This is a genomic window from Streptomyces sp. NPDC021749 (assembly GCF_040640655.1).
Taxonomy (GTDB): domain Bacteria; phylum Actinomycetota; class Actinomycetes; order Streptomycetales; family Streptomycetaceae; genus Streptomyces.
The window spans coordinates 67424-88419 of sequence record NZ_JBFACE010000009.1; the positions used below are offsets into that span (position 1 = coordinate 67424).

Below are 20996 nucleotides of genomic sequence, written 5' to 3' on the forward strand. Positions count from 1 at the left end.
CAGCGGCGGCCCTCCGTGCCGACCGGCCCCATGAGGACGCCGGGAAGTACGGAGGGCCCCGCGCTGACCGCGTCACGCCGTCGGTCGGCTCCGGGCGGACGGCACGCTCAGCGCACCCCGGAGTTCATGCCGTCCGCCGATCCGCAGCTTGCGATAGGCACCGGTCAGATGCGTCTCCACGGTCCGCAGGGAGACGAAGAGGTGTGCGGCGATCTGCTTGTTGCTCCACCCTTCGGCGGCCAGTACGGCGACGCGTTCCTCACCCGCCGTCAGGGGACAGCCGCCCGCTCCCCGGCTGCCGACCCGGCCCCCCGCCTCATGGAGCTGCTGCTGGAGGTCCCGCGCCGCCGCGGTGGCTCCGCAGCGGACCGCGATGTCCAGCCCGCGGCGCAGCGCCGTACGGGCCCCGGGCTTGTCGTCGCGCCGTAGCAGCGCACACCCGAACGTCTGCAGGGCCCGGGCGAGTTCCAGCTCGGCGGGGGTGGACTCCAGGACGCTCACCGCCTCGGCCAGGAGTTCCAGGCCGCGCACCCCTCCTGCGACCCGGCCGACGGCGTGCAGGGCCACGCCGACGGCCCGCGGTATCCGGCAGCGCCGGGCCAGCTCCAGTTCCTCCTCGGCGAACGCCTGCGCCTCGCGCCCGTGCCCCAGCCCGAGACCGACCACGGCCGCACGCGAGCGCCAGGGGGCGATCACCGGGCTGACGGTGCCCACCGCCTCGAAGTGCATGCCGCACTCGCGCAGCAGCGCCAGCCCTCCTCGCCGGTCCCCCTGGACGGTACGCAACGCCGCCAGGCTCATCAGGAACCGCGGCCACTCCCAGGACGTGTCGGACGGTTCCGCGGTGGAACAGGCGGCGGCGATGACCTCGGCGCCTTGCACGTCGCCCAGGTGCAGGAGGGCGTCGATCCTGATGGTGTCCAACGACAGGCGGTAGGGCAGCTCACCCGCCGCACAGCCGCGCGCCGACACGGACCGCGCCACCGCGGCGGCCCGTCCCACGTCCCCCCGGCGCAGCGCGATGGCGGCCCGGTAGACCATCAGCGAGGAGGCCAGCAGCTCCATCCCCATGTCCTGCGTCCCGTGCAGCAGCCGGTCGCAGAGTCCGTCGGCCGCGTCGAGGGCGTCCAGGTACAGCAGCGACTGGGCGACGAAGTAGTGCAGCGGGAAGAGTTCGTGGGAGAACACCGGCAGGTTCACCCGGGCTCGGTCCACCAGCTCGGTGACCCGGTCGGCCGGCTCGCCGGCCCGCAGGGCGGCGAAGGCGCGGACGGCGAGCAGCTGCCGCTCTCCGGGCGTGTGGCCGGCCAGGTCGGCGACGGGGAGGGCGCGCCGGGTGTGCTCCGCCGTGCGCATGGAGGGCCGCTCGAACTCCAGCCATTCGACCAGCGCCCGCATGCGCAGCGAGGACTCGCGGTCCGCTCCCTCGGGGTCCGTGCGCGCGGTCAGCTCCGCGGTCAGCCGGGCCAGGTCCGGCCCGTCGGCGCGGCCTCCACGGGACAGCAGATGGGCGTAGGCCAGTACCCCGACGGCCTCGGAGCGGGCCGTGTCGTCGCTGAGGTCCTCCAGGGCGGCCGTGCCGTACGAGACGGCGAGCGAGGTGTCGTAGTGGCTCGCGGCGACGGCCAGTTGCAGGAGCACCTGGGCGCGCTCCCCCGGCGCGGCCGGCTGGAAGGCGGCGTGCCGCAGACAGGTCACGGCCGTCTCGGCCGCACCGCGGCGGAGGGCTTCCCGCGCGGCCCGGCGCAGGACCGCCAGGGGCCAGCTGCCGGCCACCGGTCCTGCGGCCATCACATGGGCGGCCACCTCCTCGTCGGGACGCCCGCTGAGGTGCAGCACCTGGGCCGCCCGTGCGTGGGCCGCACCGACCTCCTGGGGCGTCCACGTCGCGAGGACGGCTTCGCGGACCACCCGGTGGACGAAGCGCGGGTCGTCCCTGGCGCCCAGCAGCCCGAGGGAACGCAGCTCCGCCGCGGCCGAGCGGACCACGGCCTCACCGGTGCCGCAGTACGCCGCGAGCAGCGGCCACGGCATCCCGTCCCCCAGGATCGCGAGCCCCCTCGCCAGCTCGGCCATGGCCGAGGACCCCTGGCCCAGCCGGTGCCCGACCTCGCGCAGCAGCGTCGGGAGCCCGAAGGTCCGGATCTTGTCCCGGTCCTCCGGTGTGGGCCGCACGCCGCCGCGCCGTGCGTCGCACAACAGGGCGCGCAGGAAGAGCGGGTGGCCCTCCGTGGCGGCGTGGCAGGCGGCGCAGAAGGACGGGTCCGGTCCGGGCACGCCGAACTCCTGCGCCACCAGCTGCGCCACGTCCGCCGGGCCGAGCGGCTCCAGCGGCAGGGTGCGGCAGGTCGAGGGGTGCACGAGCGCGTCGTACAGATCTGCGGGCGCCGGCCGTTCCCCGGTGCGGGTCACGACGGCCACCAGGATAGGGTGCGGGTCCGCCCGGTCGACCAGGTGCGCCAGCCAGCGCAGCGACGGCGGGTCGATCCACTGCAGATCGTCGACCGCCAGCACTAACGGCCCCCGGCGCGACAGCCGGAAGGCAAGGCGGTCCAGCCCGGCGAGCGTGTCCGCGGCATCGGCGTACGCCCCGGAGTCGCCGCCCCACGCCCCTTCCGGGTCGAGGATGCGCAGGACCGGCTCGCCCACTCCGTCGAGCAGCGCCCCGCGGTCCTGCTCACCGGCCGCGGCGACGAGGGGATGGAGCAGCCGCCGGACGGTCCCGAAGGCGAAGTCGCGCTGGAGCCGGCGGCAGCGCACCCGTACGTTCCGGAACCCCGGCACACCGTCCAGCCAGTGGTGCAGCAGAGCCGACTTGCCCATGCCGGCGTTCCCCACCAGTTGCACCACGCGCGTCCGCCCCGCCAGCACCTCCTCGGCCGCCGCGTCGAGGGCGGCCAGCTCATCGCCGCGCCCGACCAGCGGTAGCGCGCCTTCGTGGGCCGACGGTCCGGTCCGAGGGGGACCCGCCCCCGGCGGTTCGTCCCGGGCGGTTCCGTCACTGCTGCGACCGTCGTTCATCTGGCCCCTACTTTTGGCCCTTGCTTCCTCTTTCGGCTTGGCAGACGTGGGCTTGCGGGCCGGGGTTGCGTCGTACCCCGCATCTCATCATCCGGACACAACACGGTGACCTGCCACTTCACCCCGATCGCCAGGGCCCGACCGACGACGTGGGCGGCACGGCAGGCCCCACCGCGCTGCCGCTCCCCGGCACCGCCACCACCCTCTCGTGGTCGGGGACGACAAACCTCGTGGTGATCCACAAGACGTTGAGACGTTCCGTCCCGGCCACGTCGCCGGGGCGGTGCCGATCCTTCAGTCGAGGTCGTCGGCGCGGAGGACCAGGTCGAGCAGCCCGGGGAAGCGGGCGTCGAACTCTGCCCGGCGCAGTCGGTTGACCCGCTTGGGCCCCTCGTCGCGCTGTTCGACCAGTCCGGCGCCGCGCAGGACCGAGAAGTGGTGGCTGAGTGCGGCTTTGCCGACCGGTACGTCGAAGCTGCCGCAGCTGCGGGTCCAGTCGGCGGAGTCCGCCAGCTCGCGGACCAGTTGGAGACGCACGGGGTCGGCGAGCGCGGACAACGCGGCCAGGAGGGAAACCTCTTCGGGATCGGTGTGCACCGGCACCGCGCGGTGGCTGCCGCCCGTGGTCTGGTTCGCCATACCCCTCTCCTCACCGTACGCGTCCTTGCCGGACATCTGCGTCGTACCGGCCCTTGCCGAGTGTTCGATGAGCATCGTACAGTCCCAGTGTTCGCTTTTCATTGAACACTCGGTCGAAGGATGCGTCCCCCTCATGCGTGCAATCGAGTTCCAGAAGTACGGCGGCCCCGAGGTGCTCACGGTCGTCCAGGCCGAACCGCCCTCGCCGGGCCCGGGCCAAGTCACCATCGATACCGCCTATGCGGGCGTGAATTTCGCGGACCTCAAGGCACGTGCCGAGGGGTACCGGGTGACCTCGCTGCCCTTCCGCCCGGGCCTGGAGGTCTCCGGACGCGTCCGGGCCGTCGGCCACGGCGTCGAGGGACTGCGTCCGGGGCAGGAGGTCGTCGCACTCGTCAACAGCGGCGCCTACGCGGAGGTGGTGCTCGCCGAATCCGCCACGGTCTTCCCTCTCCCCGAGGGCCTGGACCTGCGGACCGCAGCCGCGCTGCCCACCGTGCTGCCGACGGCCCACGCCCTGCTCCACGAGGTGGGACGCCTGCGCGCCGGAGAGAGCATCCTGGTGCACGGCGCGGCAGGAGGTGTCGGCACCGTGGCCGGGCAACTGGCCAGGGCTGCCGGCGCGGGTGCCGTGTACGGTGTGGTCTCCTCCACGGCCAAGACCGAGGCCGCCCTCCAGCACGGCTACGACGAGGTGTTCACCGCCGACACCTTCCCCGACGACATCCGCCGAGTCACCGACGGCAGGGGCGTCGACCTGGTACTCGACCCGGTGGGCGGCGACACCCTCCGCCGCGGGCTCGACGCGCTGGCCGTCTTCGGCCGCCTGGTGTCGTTCGGCAACGCCGGCGGGGCGGAGCCCTGGCAGGTGGGACAGCCCGAGCTCTACGCGCAGGGCCGTTCCGTCGCGGGCTTCTCCATCCTGGCGCTCGCGCAGTCGGCGCCCCGGACACTGCGCCCGCTGGCCGAACGGGCCTTCCGCACAGTCCTCGACGGCACCGTGACCCTGCCGATCACCGCGGAGTTCCCCCTGTCGGACGCGGCCGAGGCCCACCGGCTGATGGGCGGGCGCACCTCGACCGGCAAGCTGCTGCTGCGTACGACCGGCTGAGCACAGCGCAGCCGCACGCCGGAACAGTGCTCTTCGACGCCATGCGTGCGCACGGCCGCGTCCGAGGCAGAGACGGTCGTCCAGGAGGAGGACGGCACGCGGCGGGCGGCCGGACGCGCCCAGCGGGAGGGCGAGCGCCCGGGCCCCGAGGACGAGTTGCGCCTCCCGTTGGAAACGCGTCGCGACCGGTTCAAGAAGTCGGGGAAGCCGGGCGGCTGCCCCCGTCCGGCAGGGACGCGGCCGCGAGTTCGAACAGTGCTTCCTCCGGAGTGTCCCGGACCGGTGTGGTGAAGCTGATCCCCGTCAGGTCGAGCAGGCGCCGGACGGTCGGTGACACGGCGGCCAGGTGCACGCTCCCCCCGACCTTCCGGGTGTCATTGTGCGCCCTGATGATGACGTTCAGCCCCGAGGAGTCCATGAACGGGACGTCCCTCAGGTCGAGCACGAGATACCGGCGGCCGTGCGCGAGCTGATTGGCGAGCTGGTGGTGCAGGGCGATGCCGGTGTCGGTGTCGAGCTCACCGCCCACCGCGACCACCGCGGTCCGCTCGTCGATGACGGTGACTTCCACGCTGAGCAGATCGGAATCAGGCATGTGTGGGGCTCCCTCGCTGTGGTCGACAATGCACGGTGTCCTCGCTCGCCGGGAGGACACCGGGCTCCCGGTCAGGTCCGGTCGGACAGTTCGTTCGTGGTGTGCCGGGGGATCCGCTCCAGCAGGCCACGCAGGTCGTCGGCGTGTTCCTCCTCCTGCGCGAGGAGGTCCTCGAAGACCCTGCGGGTCGTCGGATCGCCGTCGCCGAGCCACTGTGCGATCTCGGTGTAGGAGGCCACGGCCACGCGTTCGGCGACCAGGTCCTCCTTGATCATCTCGACCAGGTCGGTACTGGCGTCGTACCCGGCGTGCGAACGCTTCGTCAGGGTGTCCGGGTCAAAATCCGGTTCGCCACCGAGCTGGACGATGCGCTGTGCCAGTTTGTCGGCGTGCTGCTGTTCTTCTGCGGCGTGTTCCAGAAACTCGGCCGCTACGGGTTCCGAATACAGCCCGGACGCGGTGTAGTAATGCCGTTTGTACCTGAGCGTGCAGACGATCTCGGTGGCCAGGGCCTCGTTGAGCACCTGGAGGACCCGCTCCAGGTCCGCGCCGTAGGCATCCGTGATCGGGCCCTTCTCGATCTCCAGGCGCGCTCGCTTCCGGATGGTTTCGATATCCGTGAGGAATTCAGCCATGGCCCTTCTCCGTTTCGCCTCTCCGTTTCGAACCCGTCACCCGTACTCCCGGACGGCGCGGCCGCTTTCGACCTGACCACCACCCATGACGCCCACCCTGCTGGACGATCCGATGACTGCGGGACCGCGCACCGGTGAGGACGGATGTCGTGCTTGACCTGTGACGATTCATCGTCTGCCCCGATGATCACGGGCTACTCCCGGTTCTTCGGACGGGAAGTCGCCGCCCCGCGACACAGGATGCGGCGCCGCCGGGACTGCCGTTACGGAGCGTTACGCCAAGGTGAAGGGCGCGCCGCAAAATTCCCCGGCAGGGGGGAAGTTGACCGATATCCCGTTTACCACACCGGCGGGGCCTGCATGATGTGCGTCGATCACGAGCGGACATCAGAAAGGTGGGGCCCACATGGCGGAACACGACACCACACCGCAGAGCACGGCCGGCAGCGGTGCGACAGAGGGCGAGGAGTCACACCCCACGCCGTTCCGTGCGCCTCGGGCTGCTCGGCTCACCACCGCCGTGGCGGCCGTCTACCTGACGCCTGAAAAACGCACCCCTGACTCGGCCCCCGGTGTCAACGCCTGGATCCCGTAGGCACGCGCCTCGTCCGGCCCGCCTGCGGGCAGGCGGGTCCGAACCGAGCAAGTCGTCGCGGGTCAGGGCCGGGTGGCACTCTCGCTGTCGGGGTGGAGGCTGAAGATCTGGTCGAGGCCGACGATGCGCAAGATGCGCACGGTACGGGCAGGGGCGGCAGCGAGCGCGAGGTCTGCCTGGGCGGCCTGGGCATGGCGGTAGGCCGCGATCAGGGCGGTGATGCCGCTGGAGTCGCAGAATTCCATGCCGGCGAGGTCCAGGGTGAGGCGCTGACCCGGCCGGAGGGTGAGCGTGGTGAGCACCTCGCGCAGCTCGTGCGCATGGTCGTAGTCGAGTTCGCCGGTGATCTCCAGAACGGGACCGGTCGCAGCGTCTCGGGTGGTGATCTTCAGCGGGCTCATCGTGTGTGCTTCGTCAGAGGGGCGGGGACGGGGACGCCGAGGGCGAGGAGGGCGGTGTCGTCGTCGAGGCCGTCACCGAAGCTGTCCAGCAGCTCGGTCAGGGCCTGGATGACGTCGGGCGGGGACTTGCCGGCCTGGCGGGCGGCGAAGGCGAGCAGGGCCTCGTCCCCGTACAAGCCGGTGCGGTCCTGGCCGGTGCGGGCTTCGGTGAGGCCGTCGGTGTAGAGGAGGAGGGTGTCGCCGGGGGCCAGGCACGTGGTGGCGGTGACGAAGCGCGCGGTGGGCAGGATGCCGACGAGGAGACCGCCGGGGGTGGGCAGGAAGCCGGCTGTGCCGTCGGCCCGCAGGACGAGGACCGGCGGGTGGCCGCCGGAGGCGAGGTGGACGGCGACCTGCCCGGTCGCCGGGTCGGGTTCCAGGGTGCCGAAGACGGCGGTGCAGTAGCGCGGGTCGCCGCTGCCGGCGTAACGCTCGTGGAGCACCTTGTTGAGGGTGGACAGGGCGGAGACGGGGTCGGGGTCGTGCAGTGCGGCGGCGCGCAGGGTGTAGCGGGTCAGTGAGGTGACCGCGGCGGCCTGGGGGCCTTTGCCGCACACATCGCCGAGGAAGAAGGCGAAGCGTTTGCCGTCAGCGGGGAAGACGTCGTAGAAGTCGCCGCCGAGCCGGTCCGGGGAGGCAGTGTGGTAGTGGGCGGCCGTCTCCACCCCGGGCACCGGTGGCAGGGTGGCGGGCAGCAGCGACTGCTGGAGGACGGCGAGCGCCTCCTGCAGCCGGGCGCGGTCGGTCTCTGCCTGCTGGCGTGCTTCCTCGGCCGCTCTCCGGCCGCGCAGGAGTTCCTCCTCGTAGGCCCGGCGGTCCCGGGCGTCGAAGAGAGTGGTGCGGATCAGCAGCGGTTCGCCGGTGTCGCTGTGCTTGACCACGGAGGAGACCAGCACGGGCATCCGGGCGCCGTCGGCCCGTTTGACCTCCAGGGCTATGCCGCTGATCTCGCCCTGCATCCGCAGCAGCGGCGCGAAGTGCGTCTCGTGGTACAGCTTGCCGCCCACGGTCAGCAGGTCGGGGAACCGCGTCCGGCCCACCACTGCCTCGCGCTCCAGGCCGAGCCAGCCCAGCAGCGTGGCGTTGATCTTGGCGATGGTCCCGTCCATCAGCGTGGACAGGTAGCCGCACGGCGCGCTCTCGTACAGCTCCTCGGCGCTGTCCTCCAGCAGGGAGGCGAACGCCGCGTCCGAGGTCCGCTCATCGCCCGCGTCGTGCGGCTCCGGTTGCCCCGTGCGGCACATCACCGCAGGCCTGCCAGGAATCCGGTGATCGCGTCGTTGGTGGCCTTGGGCGCGGACAGGTGGGGGCAGTGCCCGGTCGCTTCGAGGGTGACCAACTGCGAGCCGGGGATCGCCTGGTGGACGAAGGCGCCGACCTCGCGGGGCGCGATGACGTCCTGGGTGCATTCCAGCACCAGCGTCGGCACCCGCACGCTTTTCAGGTCGTTCCTCGAATCCGACAGGAACGTGGTGCGGGCGAAGACCCGCGCCATGTCAGGGTCGGTGGCGCAGAAGCTGTTCTTCAGCTCCTCGCCGAGCTCGGGCCGGTCCGCGTTCCCCATGATCAACGGTGCCATGGCCGCCGACCACCCCAGATAGTTCGACTCCAGTGAGGCGAGCAGCTCGTCGATGTCCGACGCGCTGAACCCGCCCCGGTAGCCGTCGTCGTCGATGTACCGCGGAGACGGAGCGACCATCACCAGCGCCCCGATACGCTCCGGAGCCAGACCGGCGGCCAACACCCCGATCATCGCGCTGACCGAGTGCCCCACGAACACCGCGTCCCGAAGGTCGAGCGCGTCACACACCTCCACCGCATCCCGGGCATAGCCGTCCAGAGAGGCGTACCGGTCCTCCGAGAACGCGGACGGATCCGAGCGGCCCGAACCCACGTAGTCGAACAACACCACCCGGTAGTCCTCGGCCAGGGCAGGAACCGTCAGCCGCCACATGTTCTGATCGCATCCGAACCCGTGCGCCAGCAGCACCGTCGGCCCCTGCGGGTTACCGGTGACGACGACGTTGTTCCTCCGCTCGATGTCCATGCCCACCAGTCTCTCAGGCCGCACGCCACCTGTTCAGGCACGGCCGCGAATCACCCCCACGCTCTGCCTGACGCCTTCACAAACCAACTGGCACGACCGCCAACTGACTTGTGCCGGCCGTCCCGATGCCACGCGCCTTCCGGGCGGTCGTGGAACGGGAGTTGGGAACGCGGTGACTGGCCGGTGGGTCGCCGGGGCCAGGCTTGCGGTGTTCCGGACGGTGCGGTGCCCGGCGGGGACGGCCCGTTCTCACATTCCGGCGCTACCGGCACCGGTCAGGCCCGGGGCCAGCTGCGGAACCCAGATGACGGCCACGGCCAGGGCGAGCGAGGCGAGCCCCACCGCACGGGCCACCAGGCGACCGGCCGGAACGCGCTTCTCGGCGGTGATCACGGCGGCCAGGACCACCATGGCCCACAGGTTCATCAGGCCGAACGCCGCCAGCAGCACCATCAGCGACCAGCAGCAGCCCAGGCAGAAGGCTCCGTGGTGGGCCCCGGCCCGCAGGTCGCGCGATGGCCCCGGATACGAGGCGTAGCGCAGCATCAGTCCGAGCGGCGAGCGGCACCTCGCCAGGCAGCGGTCTTTGAGGGGCGTCAGCTGGTAGACGCCACTGACCGCGAACACGGCCGCGGCCGCTGCGGTCCCCGGCCCGGCGGGGAGGCTCGCCACCCGGCCGAGACCGACGGCCAGCGCGTAGGCCGGCAGTCCGGCCGCGGCCCAGACAAGCAGGTAGGCGACCGTGAAGACGACCATGCGCGGCGCGCGGTGCACGGTGATGGTACGTGCGTACAGCGCGGCGACGGGCCCCGTGGCGGGCAGCATCATCGCGGCCATCATCAGCGTCCACACGGCCAGGAATGCGGGCAGGCCCAGTCCCATGGTGCCGGGCATCGCCCGCATGCCGCCCCAGCGCGTCACCACCCAGACCCACGCGGCCGCCGCCGCGACCAGCAGTAGCCCGGTGGGGACCGCCGTGCGGCGGACGGTGACCGGTCTGCCGTTCACGCGGTCCACGTGAACGGCGCGTAGTGTCCGTTGCTGCCGGTGAAGTCCCAGGACCGACCGTACACACCGTCGCCCGTCGCCCGGGTGGACCGGGCGATCGTCAGTGTGCTGTTCGCCGGGTGGAACATGCCGGTCAGGCCCATCACCGGACCGCCCTTGCCGAACTGCGGGGCGACCTGGTCCTCGATCTCGATGTCGATGACGTCGCCCACCCGTGCGGCGTGGAGACGGCCGTCGTCGCGGTACTCGATGGGAACGCGCTGCACACCGAGGACCTCGCCGATGAGCGGAGTGAACACCGACATCGGCCCGCCCGCCTGGCCGGAGAAGACCTTGCTCAGCGCCGTCGCCTGACCGTCGTCGGCCGACGCATCGACGTACAGCGCCACCTGCCAGCCGCCCTCGGCCATCACCCGGGGCCCGTCGACGAAGACGGCGACGCTGCGGTCGGCCACGTCCATGCCGTTCACGTTCCCGCTGTCGACATGGAACGCGAAGGTCACCTGGCAGCGATCATGGTCGGCCGGAGCGGTAAGGCCCGAGGTGGTGCAGGGGCACACCACGTCGCAGTTGCAGCTCTCCAGATACGTACCGGTCAGATTCCATGACATGGCTCTTCCTCCCTGTGTGCGCGTCCCCTCCGCGAAGGGGATGCATCGGGCGGGTGCGCCGCGTACCGGTGCCGCTCTTTCCATGCTATTCCGGTCGTCACGCGTCGCGCAGAGCCGCTGCCGGGCGATCAGCGACTCGGTGCTCACCGCGCTCGCGGCCGCCTTCAGGGGCCACGCTGCGGCGGGTCAGGGCGGTGACCGCCGTTGTGAGGCGTTCGTCGCGGATCAGCGGATCGGTGTGTGGACCAGGGCGGCGTGCAGGCGGGTGCCTGCTGCGGCTGCGGCTCGCCGACGACCGCGGTGAGGACTTCTTCCGGCCGTGCCGCTCACCGGATGCCGCGCCCCGCCACATAAGAAATCTGCGAAGGGAAAGGTGTGGTCGTTCAGGGTGCGGGCACACGGTGTTTGGAGGTTGATAACTATGGTCCCCCTTCTTCTCGTTCTGCTTCTTGCCCTGCTTCTTTTCGGCGTCGGATTCGCGCTCAAGGCGCTGTGGATCGTGGCTGTGATCGTGCTCGTGGCATGGTTGCTGGGCTTCGTTCTGCGCTCGGCCGGCCCCACCGGAAAGCGGGGCCGCTGGTATCGCTGGTGACGAGTGGTACCCGGTGAAAGCGTCGGGCCCCGGCACGCCAGGTGCCGGGGCCCAACCGTGTGGCCACCGGATATGCGTCCCGCCGCCAGCGCGTGCCGTTCCGGCCCATACAGACCCGACGCTTTATCCGAAAGCCCGCTCCCGTTCGGCGGGAGTTTCGTCAATGGAATGCGGAGATCCCTGCTGCCGCCCTGCACCGATGACGGGAAAGGAAATCGATGAAGGGGACCCGAGAGCGCCGAGGGAAAGTCCCGGCGAAGGCAGAGCAGGTCACCGGAAAGGCATCTGCGGGGCGTGGCGAAAAAGGTCAAGGGCGCCTTTGACGAGTGAACACTGAGAATCTGATCGCCGTAAGCCGTCACAGCTGTCGGGTGCGGGTCCGTCACCGGCGGGCCCGCACCCGACAGGTGTGGGGGCATCCTCGAACAGACACCGCGCGCGGACCGAAGGCCGGCCCCGCAGACCTCTGGCCCCGGTCCAGCTCGTCGGCGGGGTGCGGCGCAGGAGGTCAGACGGCGAAGCAGTCGGGGTCGGCCGCCGCCCAGTCCGCGGCCCAGTCCTGCGGGGGAACGGCCAGCAACTCGCCCGGGGAGAGCCACTCGTACAGCTCCTCGTACGAGCGGACGGTGAGCGGGTCGAGGCGGCGGCGCAGCATGTGGGGCCGGAGTTCGTCGGGGTGCTGGACACCCATCGAGCCCATGATCTGCAGGGCGCTGTCCACCGTCGCCTTCTGGAACCGGTGTACGCGCGCGGACTTGTCCGCCACGTCCAGCGCCCGGGCCCGGTGCGGGTCCTGGGTGGCCACCCCCACCGGGCAGGTGTTGGTGTGGCAGCGCTGGGCCTGTATGCAGCCGACGGCCATCATCATGGCGCGTGCCGCGTTGGTGAAGTCGGCGCCCTGGATCATGCGTTTGACCATGTCCGCGCCGGTGGCCACCTTGCCGCTCGCGCCGATCTTGACCCGGTCCCGCAGCCCGCAGCCGACCAGTGCGTTGTGCACGGTGATCAGGCCTTCGGTCAGCGGAGCGCCCAAGTGGTCGGCGAACTCCAGGGGTGCGGCCCCGGTGCCGCCCTCGGCGCCGTCGACGATGATGAAGTCCGGGGTGACACCCTCCTGCAGCATGGCCTTGCAGACCGCGAGGAACTGCCGTCGGGAGCCGACGCAGAGCTTGAAGCCGGTGGGTTTGCCGCCCGCGAGGGCACGCATCCGCGCGAGGAAGCGGACCAGTTCGCGCGGGGTGGAGAAGGTCCGGTGGTAGGGCGGGGAGGTCACCGTCCGCCCTTCCGGCACCTCCCGGACCCGGGCGATCTCCGCGCTCACCTTGTCGCCGGGCAGTACGCCGCCGATGCCGGGCTTCGCGCCCTGGGACAGCTTCAGCGAGACGCACTTGATGCTGTCGTGCGCCGCCTTGTCGGCGAACTCGGAGGGTGAGAAGGCGCCCTGCGCCGTCCGGCAGCCGAAGTATCCGGTCCCGATTTCCCAGACGAGATCGCCACCGTGCCGGAGGTGGTACTCGGACAGTCCGCCCTCCCCGGTGTCGTGGGCGAACCCGCCGAGGGCGGCACCGCGGTTCAGGGCGAGAATCGCGTTGGCGGACAGCGAGCCGAAACTCATCGCCGAGACGTTCAGCAGCGCCATGTCGTACGGGCGGGTGCAGTCCGGGCCGCCGAGCCGGACCGTGGGGTGCCGGTCGGGAACGGGCTTGGGGGCCATCGACGGCACCATGAACTCGTAGCCGGCGGCATAGACGTCGCGTTCGGTGCCGAAGGGTTCCTCCGCCTCGGTGCCCTTGGCCCGCTCGTAGACGATGCTGCGCACATCACGGTCGAAGGGCCGGCCGTCGAAGTTGCGCTCCACGAAGTACTGCTGCAGTTCCGGCCTGATCGCCTCCAGTGCGAACCGCAGATGGCCGATGACCGGGTAGTTGCGCAGCACCGAGTGCCGACGCTGCGCCAGGTCTGCGGTGCCGACCCCGCCGAGGGCGAGGAAGAGCAGGGCCAGCGGCCACCACCAGGGCGACGCCAGCACCGCCGCGGTCACGAGTCCGGTGCCGGCCGCGAGCAGCGCCGCCACCGAAAGCCACCGGAACAGATGGGCAAAGGGACGCATCCGCGCGCCGCCCGGCCGTCCGCCGGAACCGGCCCGCGAACCGCTGATACCAGCATGAGTGGTCACCATCAGCTCCCGAGTAGGAGGGCGACGGCCCCGCATCGTGCGGATGCCCAGGAGCGGGCGGGCTGGGCCGGGCCGTTCGATCAACGCTGGCCGTTTACCCGCCCGCCCCCGCTTCAGTCGCAGTCGTGCAGGTCGTGGGGCTGACGGTCGACGTACCGCTGGAGCACGTCGCAACTGCCCGCGGGCGCTCCGTTCGTCGTCCGGCCACGCCGTTGCCCGGGCTTGCGCCCGTGGAACCGGCGCGCTCACTCCCACGGCGCCGGACCGCTACCGGAGGCCCAGCCGACGAGGTCGTCGTGGTCGAAGCAGAGGATCGCGCATTGTTCGGCGTATTCCCGTGCCGGGTCGGTGAAGGCGCTGGTGGTGACGACGGCGGCGACCTCGGCTCCGTGGACCGTGAAGCAGGTGCCGCCGAAGCGCTGCAACTCCTGGGAGCCCACCTTGTTGTCCTCGCCGTAGCGCTTGCACTGGATGACGACATTGCGGCCGTCGGGAGCCACGGCCACCACGTCCGCGCCGAGGTCATAGGCGCCGCCGACCACCCGGACGTCCTCACAGCCGTCGCGCCGGCACAGACCCGCCACCGCCTCCTCGAACGCGTCGGCCTCCATGGCGGCGTAGTCGTCGATCTCCAGCGGGCGAGGGTCGACGCCCACCACCGGGCGGGAGGCGGCCTCCTCCGCCAGAGGCACATCGGCCGGCCCGCGCCGCCCCCGACGCGGCAGCAACAGCGCCACGACCCCCACCACAACCAGGCCGACGACCACCGCAGGGCCGGGGTGCGCACTCGCGTAGGCCATGGCCTTCCGCAGTGTCAGGCCCACTCCCGTGACGCCGATCGCGAGCAGACCGAACGAGACGGACAGCTGCCGCAGGCTGAAGGCGGGCCGGCGGCGCGGGGGCCTCGGCCGGCGTGTGGTGGTCACCATGCTCTGTTGTCCTCTCCCACCGGTCGACGAAGATCGTTGGGATCTTGTGCCCCCAACTCCAGGGCTCATCACAACAACGCGTAATCCAGGGGAGATTGAAAGAAAAGACTGGAAGCCTCCCGCTAAGTCTGGGACCGCGCCACCACTGCATGCACGCCCCTCCGGCGTACGACGTGGGAAGAGCGGCCCCGGATACTCCCTGACGAAGAGCCGCCACCGACGGTCGGGGAGCGGAGGCGTTACTGTCGGGGCGTATCAGCGTGTCGGTATACCGGCATGTCGGGGTATCGGCGTGTCGGTGTATCGGCGTGTCTGGGTATCGGCGTGTCTGGGTATCGGCGTGTCTGGGTATCGGCGTGTCTGGGTATCGGCGTGTCGGTGTGTCTCGGAAAGGAGTCCGGATGGACATCGAGCAGGCGCGCGCACGTATCGCAGCGGTTCGAGCCGCCGGCGGACGCGTGACCGCGGACGAGTTGGACCGGCTGTGGGCGTTACTGGAGACCGTGCGGCCGGAGGAGATCCTCGGCTCGTGGAAGGGGTCCGCCTTCCTCACCGGCCAACGAGAACGGGAGCGGGAACGGGAGCGGGAACAGGAACAGGAGCGGGAACGGGAGCGGGAACGGGAGCGGGAACAGGAACAGGAGCGGGAACGGGAGGAGAGCTGACTCCCCCACCACCGGTGCGACCACAGACCTGCGGCTGCTCGTGCCCAGTGGCCGGCGCCCGTCACTCACCTCCGTCGCCCGTGCGACGACCGACAGTTCAGGGGGAAACCCACCCATGCGCATACAGGCAGCCCTGGTGGAGTCCGCCGGCGGTCCCTTCACCCTGCGCGCCGTCGACATCGACGAGCCGCGGCCGGACGAGATCCTGGTCCGGATCACGGCAGCGGGGATCTGCCACACCGATCTCGGCACCCGGCAGGTCTGGCCACGCCTGCCCATGGTGTTCGGCCACGAAGGCGCCGGCGTCGTCGAAGCCGTCGGATCGGCGGTGACGACCGTCGCCCCCGGGGACAGCGTGTGCCTGAGCTACCGCAGCTGCAGCACCTGCGGCCACTGCACCTCCGGTCGGCCCGCGTACTGCGAGGCAGGCATTCACGCCCTGAACGCCACCGGTACCCGGACCGACAGCAGCACACCCCTGTCCCGGAACGGCTCGCCGGTCTTCGGCAACTTCTTCGGCCAGAGCAGCTTCGCCACCCACGCACTCGCCTACGAGAGCAACTGCGTGAAGATTCCGGCCGGCCTCGACCCGGTTCTCGCCGCACCGCTCGGATGCGGAGTGCAGACCGGTGCCGGCACGGTCCTCAACGTCCTGCGGCCGACGTCGAGTTCGTCGCTGGTGGTCTTCGGCGCCGGGAGTGTGGGCCTGAGCGCGGTCATGACCGCGGTTGCCGAAGGCAGCTCCGTGGTCGCCGTCGACCCGGTCGCCTCCCGGCGCGCGGTGGCACGGGACCTCGGCGCCGTCGCCACGCTCGACCCGGAGGACGTGGACGACGTCGCTACGGCAGTCCGCGAGATCACGCAGGGTGGGGCGCACCACGCCATCGACACCACCGGCCAGTCGGCCGTGATCTCCCAGGCCATCGCGGCCCTGCGTCAGCGGGGAACGCTGGCGCTGGTGGGTATCGGCAAGACGGCCGAGTTCGACATCATGACCGTGATGACCAAGGGGATTCAGCTGCGGGGCGTCATCGAGGGGGACGCTGCTCCCCAGACGTTCATCCCCCACCTCATTGCGCTCCACGAGCAGGGACGGCTTCCCGTAGAGAAGCTGATCACCCGTTATCCCTTCGGTGACATTGAGGCGGCCGCGCGTGCCGCGGCCTCTGGGGAGGTCATCAAGCCGGTTCTCACGTTCGGTTGACGCCTCGCGGACAGGGAGCGGACCGGCGGAGTCCGCAGCGCCGTCGACTCAGTCGCCTCGGTCGCCGCAGTCGCCTCAGTCACCTCGGTCGTTGCAGTCGACTCGGTCGCCTGGACCGCCTCGGTCGCCGCAGTCGCCTCGGTCGCCTCGGTCGACAACACCGTGTCCCCACCCTCACCGATCAAGCCCCACGCAGTCGGCAGCTCACGTAAACGCGCGCTGCCGGGGGGGGCGGCAAATTCCCCCCGGCCGTGGCCTGTTGGCCAGTCACCTCGACCCGGGTCGCGTGTGGGTCAGGCCGGCGCGGTCCGGGAGACGGCCTGTTCGAGAAGGTGGTGCATGGCCTGGGGGTGTCGGCTCTCGACCGACGCCCACAGGGCGCGTGCGTCGTCGTGCTCCAGGTGGATGAAGGAGGCGAACAGCAGTGTGTGCGGCCGGAGTTGGAAGAGCAACTCGCCTCGAAACCCACGGGTGGACGTGGTGGAGAGAAGCACCAAGTCCGGGGTACTGTCCCGCACCGGCCAGCCGAGCACGCATCCCTCGGACTGGGCGGGGCCGAGCCGCAGGCCGAGCGCGGTCCAGCCCTGGGTGAGGGCCTGCCGCATCTCAGGGGGCGCGCCTTCCAGGACCGCTCGCGCCCATTGCTCGGCGGTGCGGTCCTGGTCCGGGCCCAGGTCGGCGAGCAGGGCGTTCTCGTAGTCGATCCGGGCGAGTGTGCTCAGCGCGTGTGCGTCGGGTGGCACCGGGATGTGGCGCACCCGGTCCGGGGCCTGCTGATGTGGCGTGGGATCAACCATCACTACTCCTCAGTTTTGCGGGGGCATTGGGGCGTTGGGGCGTTGGACTGGCAACGCGCGTTACGGCAGTGGACCGCCCGAGGCGATCAGCGCCGCAGCCGGGAGGCCGGCAACCGCCCCGACGCCTGAATCGCCTGGCGTCGTAAGCGCCCTGCGCCGGAAAGGGCGCGGCATCGGAAAGGGCCCTGCATCGGAAGGGGCCCGCTCGTCTTCTGCTGGAAACCGCTGGTGAGGGCGTGGATACGCCACGGCCGGGAGGTCTGTGCAGTGTGCGGAAGCGTCATGAGCGACCCCATCCATACAGTCATGTATGGATGAATGGTAGCAGCCGCGCACCGAAGCAGGCAGACTCCCTGGCGGACACGACACCCACGAGGAGAAACCGATGGCGGCACCGACGCGCACCCCACGCAGCACCTGGATCGAAGCCGGGCTACAGGCCCTTGCTGCGGGCGGTCCGGACACCGTTCGGGTGGAGCCGCTGGCCAAAGCGCTGGGCGTTACCCGAGGCGGCTTCTATTGGCATTTCAAGGACCGGGGCGCGTTGTTGGAGGAGATGCTCGACACCTGGGAGCGGATGAGCACGGATGAGGTGATCGAACGCGTCGAGACCGAGGGCGGCGACGCCAGGGACAAAGTACGGCGCGCGGGCGCGCTCACCTTTTCCGACACCCTGCTGCCGATCGACCTCGCCGTCCGGGACTGGGCTCGTCGTGACCCGGCAGTCGCCGAACGCCTGCGTCGCGTCGACAACCGGAGAATGGACTACGCGCGCTCACTGTTCAGCACCTTCTGCAGCGACGAGGACGAGGTCGAGGCCCGCAGTATGCTCGCCTTCTCGCTCGCCGTCGGAAAACATTTCCTGGCGGCCGACCACGGCACACGCAGTCGCGCCGACGTGCTCGACAGGGCCACCAGACTGCTCTTGGCCTAAAGCGTTTCGCGGATGCGGTGTTATCCGGTTGCACGCACATTGCGCGAGTTGTTCGACGGAGGAATTCGGCGTTATTCCTCGACTGTTGACGCATGAGCACGGGCGTTGCGGGGAAGACGAGCGCCGCCGTGGTGCGTTTGTTCGGGGAGCGCAGTCCCGCCCGAGGCAGGCGGCGTCGTCCCCGAGGGGCTGAGGAGCCGGCCGCGAGGCGGCGCGTTTTGGCCCGCGCCGCAATGCGGGGGCGCGGGCCGGTGACCGGGGGCGCGCGACGGCCGTACGTCCTGGCCTGAACAAGCGTTGCTGGCGTGAATAGGCCCTCGTTTCCTGCCGAGCAGGACCAGTCAGGGTTGTGCGGGTGCATATGACCGGCGCGCGACGTCCGGAGGATGCGAGCGGGGCGGGCAAACGTCACCGGGCGGCGACCCGCGTTCGGTCACGCGCCCGCACTACTGTGCGCGAGGCCGTGGTGGTGACTTGACTGGAGTCATGACGGATCATTCCCGGTTGTTGGGTAATGACCTTTGCAGTCCCATAACACTGGATATGCCAACGTAACGCTTTGTCAGCATGTGCTTGGAGGCACACGATGGCCGCCCGACCTGTCTTCGCACGTCAGAGCAACCAGCGGCTACGGTCGCTCATCCAAGAGGCCGCGGTGTCCAACTCCGCCCTTGCACGCCAGGTGAACATGCTGGGACGCGAGCAGGGGCTCGATCTCCGGTACGACAAGACGTCTGTCAGCCGGTGGCTGAGGGGCCAGCAGCCGCGGGGCCGCGTACCCGCCATCATCGCCGAGGCGTTGAGCAGCAGGCTCGGCCGTACGGTCTCGACCGAGCAGATCGGGATGGCCAATGGCAACAGTGTGACCTGCGGGGTCGGGCTCCATTTTGCCGCTGATGTGAAGGATGCGCTGGGACAGGTCCGCGAGTTGTGGCAGATGGACGCGGAGTCGAGTGAGGCGTTGGCCGGCACGACCATGGGCACCGCGGCGTTGGTCGAACCCACGCGGGACTGGCTGATCAGCGCCGTCGACCCGGAAGTGGCACAGGACCACCGGACGGGGCCGCGGACCGGGTTGGACGAGGTCGAGCTGGTGCGGATGACCACCCGGGCGCTGGAGGAACTCGACCACAGGGTGGGCGGCGGCTATGTGCGGCCGGTGGTGGTGTCGTGTCTGAACAGCGTCCTGTCGGGGCTGTTCGCCGGAAGCTACAGCGAGGACACCGGACGCCAACTGTTCGCGGCTGCCGCACGGTTGACCGAGCTCGCCGGGTACACCGCGATGGACACCGGCCGACCCGGCCTGGCGCAGCGGTACTACATCCAGGCCCTGCGGCTCGCACAGGCGGCGGACGAGAGGTGCTACGGCGGTTATGTGCTGGCCTCCGGCTTGAGCCGGCTCGCCGTGGACGCGGGCTGTGCCCGGGAGGCGGTACAGCTCGCGCGGGCCGCCCAGGAAGGAACGAGGGGGCTGGCGCCACCGGCTGCACAGGCGCTGTTCTACGTGGCCGAGGCCCGCGGGTACGCCCTGCTCGGCGATTCGCGGACGTGCGGGATGCTCAGGGACAAGGCCCTGGAGGCGATGACACATGCGGATCCGGCGGACGCGCCTGAATGGCTGGCGCACTTCGACCGGGCATACCTGGCCGACGAGTTGGCGCACTGCCACCGGGACCTGCAGCAGCCCCGGCAGGCCGCTCGCCGGGCCGCCGAAGCGCTGGCCCGGCACCCGAGGACGCGGGTGCGCCGCCGGGCGATCGATCTGCTGCTGCTGGCGTCGGCGCAAGTGCAGGCCGGTGAGGTGGAAGAGGCATGCCGGGTGGCCGAAGAGGCCCTGGGTCTGCTGCGGCAGCTGCGGTCGGCACTGGGCAGGAAGTATCTGGAGCAGTTCCTGGCGGGACTGCGCCCCTACCGAGATACCAAAGCTGCCGGCGCGTTCGCCGTCCTGATGCAGGAGTGCGAGGCGCATCTCCCCGCGCAGCGGGCGTCCAGCGATTGACCGGCGCGGGTAACGGCGCCGGCAGCCGGGCAGATCGTCCCGCTCCGGAGGGGGGAGAGGGAATCGGGCCTGGCCGGCCGTCGACCGTCGCGGCGGCCGCGGCTGGTGCGCGGAGCACGGGGAGCGTGCAGCGGGAGACGCAGGTCATCTGCGGCTCACGGCTGCGGGAGGCGGCCGACGGGTGCGCAGGTGTTCAGCGACACCGTTGCCCAGACCGTGCAGCCGTTTTCGGGCTCGGTCCGACGGCCCCATTGCAGGCAGGACTTGGCGACGAGTTCCAGACCTCGGCCGCTTTCCTGCCTATGGTCCGGGCGCCGTCTGCGCGTCACCCATGGGGTGCCGCCGCCGTCATGGACCTCGATGTGTACCTGATGACCGGACCGGCGCAGTCGGCAGGTGATGCGGAGGGCGCCGGAATGCCGGATCGCGTTGGTGACGAGTTCGGACAGGGTGAGCAGGATGAGGTAGCGGGTGTCGTCGCCCTGGATCTGCTGCCCGTCGAGCCAGGCGCGGGCCAGGGCGCGGCAGACCGGGACCGAGCGCTCCAGTGGTGGCAGGCTGAATGCGGTCTGCTCGGTGGAACGCCAGTCGTCGGGCGACAGGACCGTGGCCTTCGCGTCCGGCCAGGTCTCGATCTGGTGGGCCGTCAGTTCTATACCGGCCTCTTGAATGCTGGGTAACATGACTACCCCTTTCCCAGGTTCCTTGCGGACCCCCGTACCAATTGAGGGAACCCTCAGGCGGAATAACACCCGGGATTCCTTGGCTGTTTTTCCACATTCATTGAAACAGTATGGATGACATTACGGAAGGCGCATCGAGAGGCGCAAAAAGGGGTGCGGAGACATGGCGAGGCGAAATATTATCACCGCAAGAAAACGTTGTGCGGGAGCCGCGGGAATGGCGAGCAATTGGTGTCGTCGCTGAATAATCGCCGCCGGACAGCACCGCGTTCGGCGGATACCGTCACAGGTGTCCGCCGAACGGGAGAGGGGGTC

The 20996-nt window shown here is 70.5% G+C and carries 19 protein-coding genes; 6 read left to right on the plus strand and 13 right to left on the minus strand.

Annotated elements, in window-relative coordinates:
- Positions 1-72: 72 nt before the first annotated feature.
- Positions 73-3021, minus strand: coding sequence for an AAA family ATPase (locus AB0G35_RS11560; protein WP_360947275.1), 2949 nt, complete (start codon positions 3019-3021; stop codon positions 73-75).
- A 294-nt stretch (positions 3022-3315) separates the two neighbouring features.
- The gene (locus AB0G35_RS11565) at positions 3316-3660 is read right to left on the minus strand and encodes an ArsR family transcriptional regulator (protein WP_360947277.1); all 345 of its coding nucleotides are present in this window, start codon (positions 3658-3660) and stop codon (positions 3316-3318) included.
- A gap of 133 nt (positions 3661-3793) precedes the next feature.
- Between AB0G35_RS11565 and AB0G35_RS11570 the strand changes: the two genes are divergently transcribed.
- Positions 3794-4771 (plus strand): zinc-binding dehydrogenase, encoded by a 978-nt coding sequence (locus AB0G35_RS11570; protein WP_360947279.1) that lies wholly within the window; start codon positions 3794-3796, stop codon positions 4769-4771.
- A gap of 190 nt (positions 4772-4961) precedes the next feature.
- Here the strand turns inward: AB0G35_RS11570 and AB0G35_RS11575 are convergent, their stop codons facing one another.
- From AB0G35_RS11575 to AB0G35_RS11605, 7 genes are all read right to left on the minus strand, one after another.
- On the minus strand, positions 4962-5366 hold the full coding sequence (locus AB0G35_RS11575) for an STAS domain-containing protein (protein ID WP_360947281.1): 405 nt from the start codon (positions 5364-5366) through the stop codon (positions 4962-4964).
- Between the two features lie 71 nt (positions 5367-5437).
- Positions 5438-6001 (minus strand): ferritin-like domain-containing protein, encoded by a 564-nt coding sequence (locus AB0G35_RS11580; RefSeq protein ID WP_360947283.1) that lies wholly within the window; start codon positions 5999-6001, stop codon positions 5438-5440.
- Positions 6002-6658: 657 nt separating this feature from the next.
- Positions 6659-6997: an STAS domain-containing protein gene (locus AB0G35_RS11585; RefSeq protein WP_360947285.1), complete on the minus strand. Its 339-nt coding sequence runs from the start codon at positions 6995-6997 to the stop codon at positions 6659-6661.
- The gene (locus tag AB0G35_RS11590) at positions 6994-8280 is read right to left on the minus strand and encodes a SpoIIE family protein phosphatase (RefSeq protein ID WP_360947287.1); all 1287 of its coding nucleotides are present in this window, start codon (positions 8278-8280) and stop codon (positions 6994-6996) included. The genes AB0G35_RS11585 and AB0G35_RS11590 overlap by 4 nt, the downstream gene beginning before the upstream one ends.
- A complete protein-coding gene (locus AB0G35_RS11595) occupies positions 8280-9083 on the minus strand; it encodes an alpha/beta hydrolase (protein WP_360947289.1) in 804 nt (267 codons plus the stop codon). Before AB0G35_RS11595 ends, AB0G35_RS11590 begins: the two co-directional genes overlap by 1 nt.
- A gap of 249 nt (positions 9084-9332) precedes the next feature.
- Complete coding sequence (locus tag AB0G35_RS11600; protein ID WP_360947291.1) at positions 9333-10091, minus strand: DUF2182 domain-containing protein; 759 nt, start codon at positions 10089-10091, stop codon at positions 9333-9335.
- Complete coding sequence (locus AB0G35_RS11605) at positions 10088-10702, minus strand: DUF1326 domain-containing protein (protein WP_360947293.1); 615 nt, start codon at positions 10700-10702, stop codon at positions 10088-10090. Before AB0G35_RS11605 ends, AB0G35_RS11600 begins: the two co-directional genes overlap by 4 nt.
- A gap of 421 nt (positions 10703-11123) precedes the next feature.
- Here AB0G35_RS11605 and AB0G35_RS11610 point away from each other — a divergent pair, with 421 nt between their 5' ends.
- Positions 11124-11294 carry a hydrophobic protein gene (locus AB0G35_RS11610; protein WP_360947295.1) on the plus strand — a complete coding sequence of 57 codons (171 nt, stop codon included), beginning with the start codon at positions 11124-11126 and terminating at the stop codon, positions 11292-11294.
- A gap of 508 nt (positions 11295-11802) precedes the next feature.
- Here AB0G35_RS11610 and AB0G35_RS11615 read toward each other — a convergent pair.
- Positions 11803-13473 (minus strand): FMN-binding glutamate synthase family protein, encoded by a 1671-nt coding sequence (locus AB0G35_RS11615; RefSeq protein ID WP_360947297.1) that lies wholly within the window; start codon positions 13471-13473, stop codon positions 11803-11805.
- 242 nt (positions 13474-13715) lie between these two features.
- Positions 13716-14399 carry a restriction endonuclease gene (locus AB0G35_RS11620; RefSeq protein WP_360947299.1) on the minus strand — a complete coding sequence of 228 codons (684 nt, stop codon included), beginning with the start codon at positions 14397-14399 and terminating at the stop codon, positions 13716-13718.
- A 401-nt stretch (positions 14400-14800) separates the two neighbouring features.
- Between AB0G35_RS11620 and AB0G35_RS11625 the strand changes: the two genes are divergently transcribed.
- Both AB0G35_RS11625 and AB0G35_RS11630 read left to right on the plus strand, forming a co-directional pair.
- Positions 14801-15064, plus strand: coding sequence for a GXWXG domain-containing protein (locus tag AB0G35_RS11625; protein ID WP_360947301.1), 264 nt, complete (start codon positions 14801-14803; stop codon positions 15062-15064).
- A gap of 115 nt (positions 15065-15179) precedes the next feature.
- A complete protein-coding gene (locus AB0G35_RS11630) occupies positions 15180-16268 on the plus strand; it encodes an NAD(P)-dependent alcohol dehydrogenase (protein WP_360947303.1) in 1089 nt (362 codons plus the stop codon).
- A gap of 293 nt (positions 16269-16561) precedes the next feature.
- Here AB0G35_RS11630 and AB0G35_RS11635 read toward each other — a convergent pair whose 3' ends face one another.
- Positions 16562-17065, minus strand: a complete 504-nt coding sequence (locus AB0G35_RS11635; RefSeq protein WP_360947305.1) for a hypothetical protein — start codon at positions 17063-17065, stop codon at positions 16562-16564.
- Between the two features lie 385 nt (positions 17066-17450).
- Here AB0G35_RS11635 and AB0G35_RS11640 point away from each other — a divergent pair, with 385 nt between their 5' ends.
- Positions 17451-17999 carry a helix-turn-helix domain-containing protein gene (locus AB0G35_RS11640; protein ID WP_360947307.1) on the plus strand — a complete coding sequence of 183 codons (549 nt, stop codon included), beginning with the start codon at positions 17451-17453 and terminating at the stop codon, positions 17997-17999.
- Between the two features lie 586 nt (positions 18000-18585).
- Complete coding sequence (locus AB0G35_RS11645; RefSeq protein ID WP_360947309.1) at positions 18586-19998, plus strand: transcriptional regulator; 1413 nt, start codon at positions 18586-18588, stop codon at positions 19996-19998.
- 155 nt (positions 19999-20153) lie between these two features.
- On the opposite strand, the gene AB0G35_RS11650 is transcribed toward AB0G35_RS11645, so the two are convergent.
- The gene (locus AB0G35_RS11650) at positions 20154-20681 is read right to left on the minus strand and encodes an ATP-binding protein (RefSeq protein ID WP_360947311.1); all 528 of its coding nucleotides are present in this window, start codon (positions 20679-20681) and stop codon (positions 20154-20156) included.
- Positions 20682-20996 lie beyond the last annotated feature (315 nt).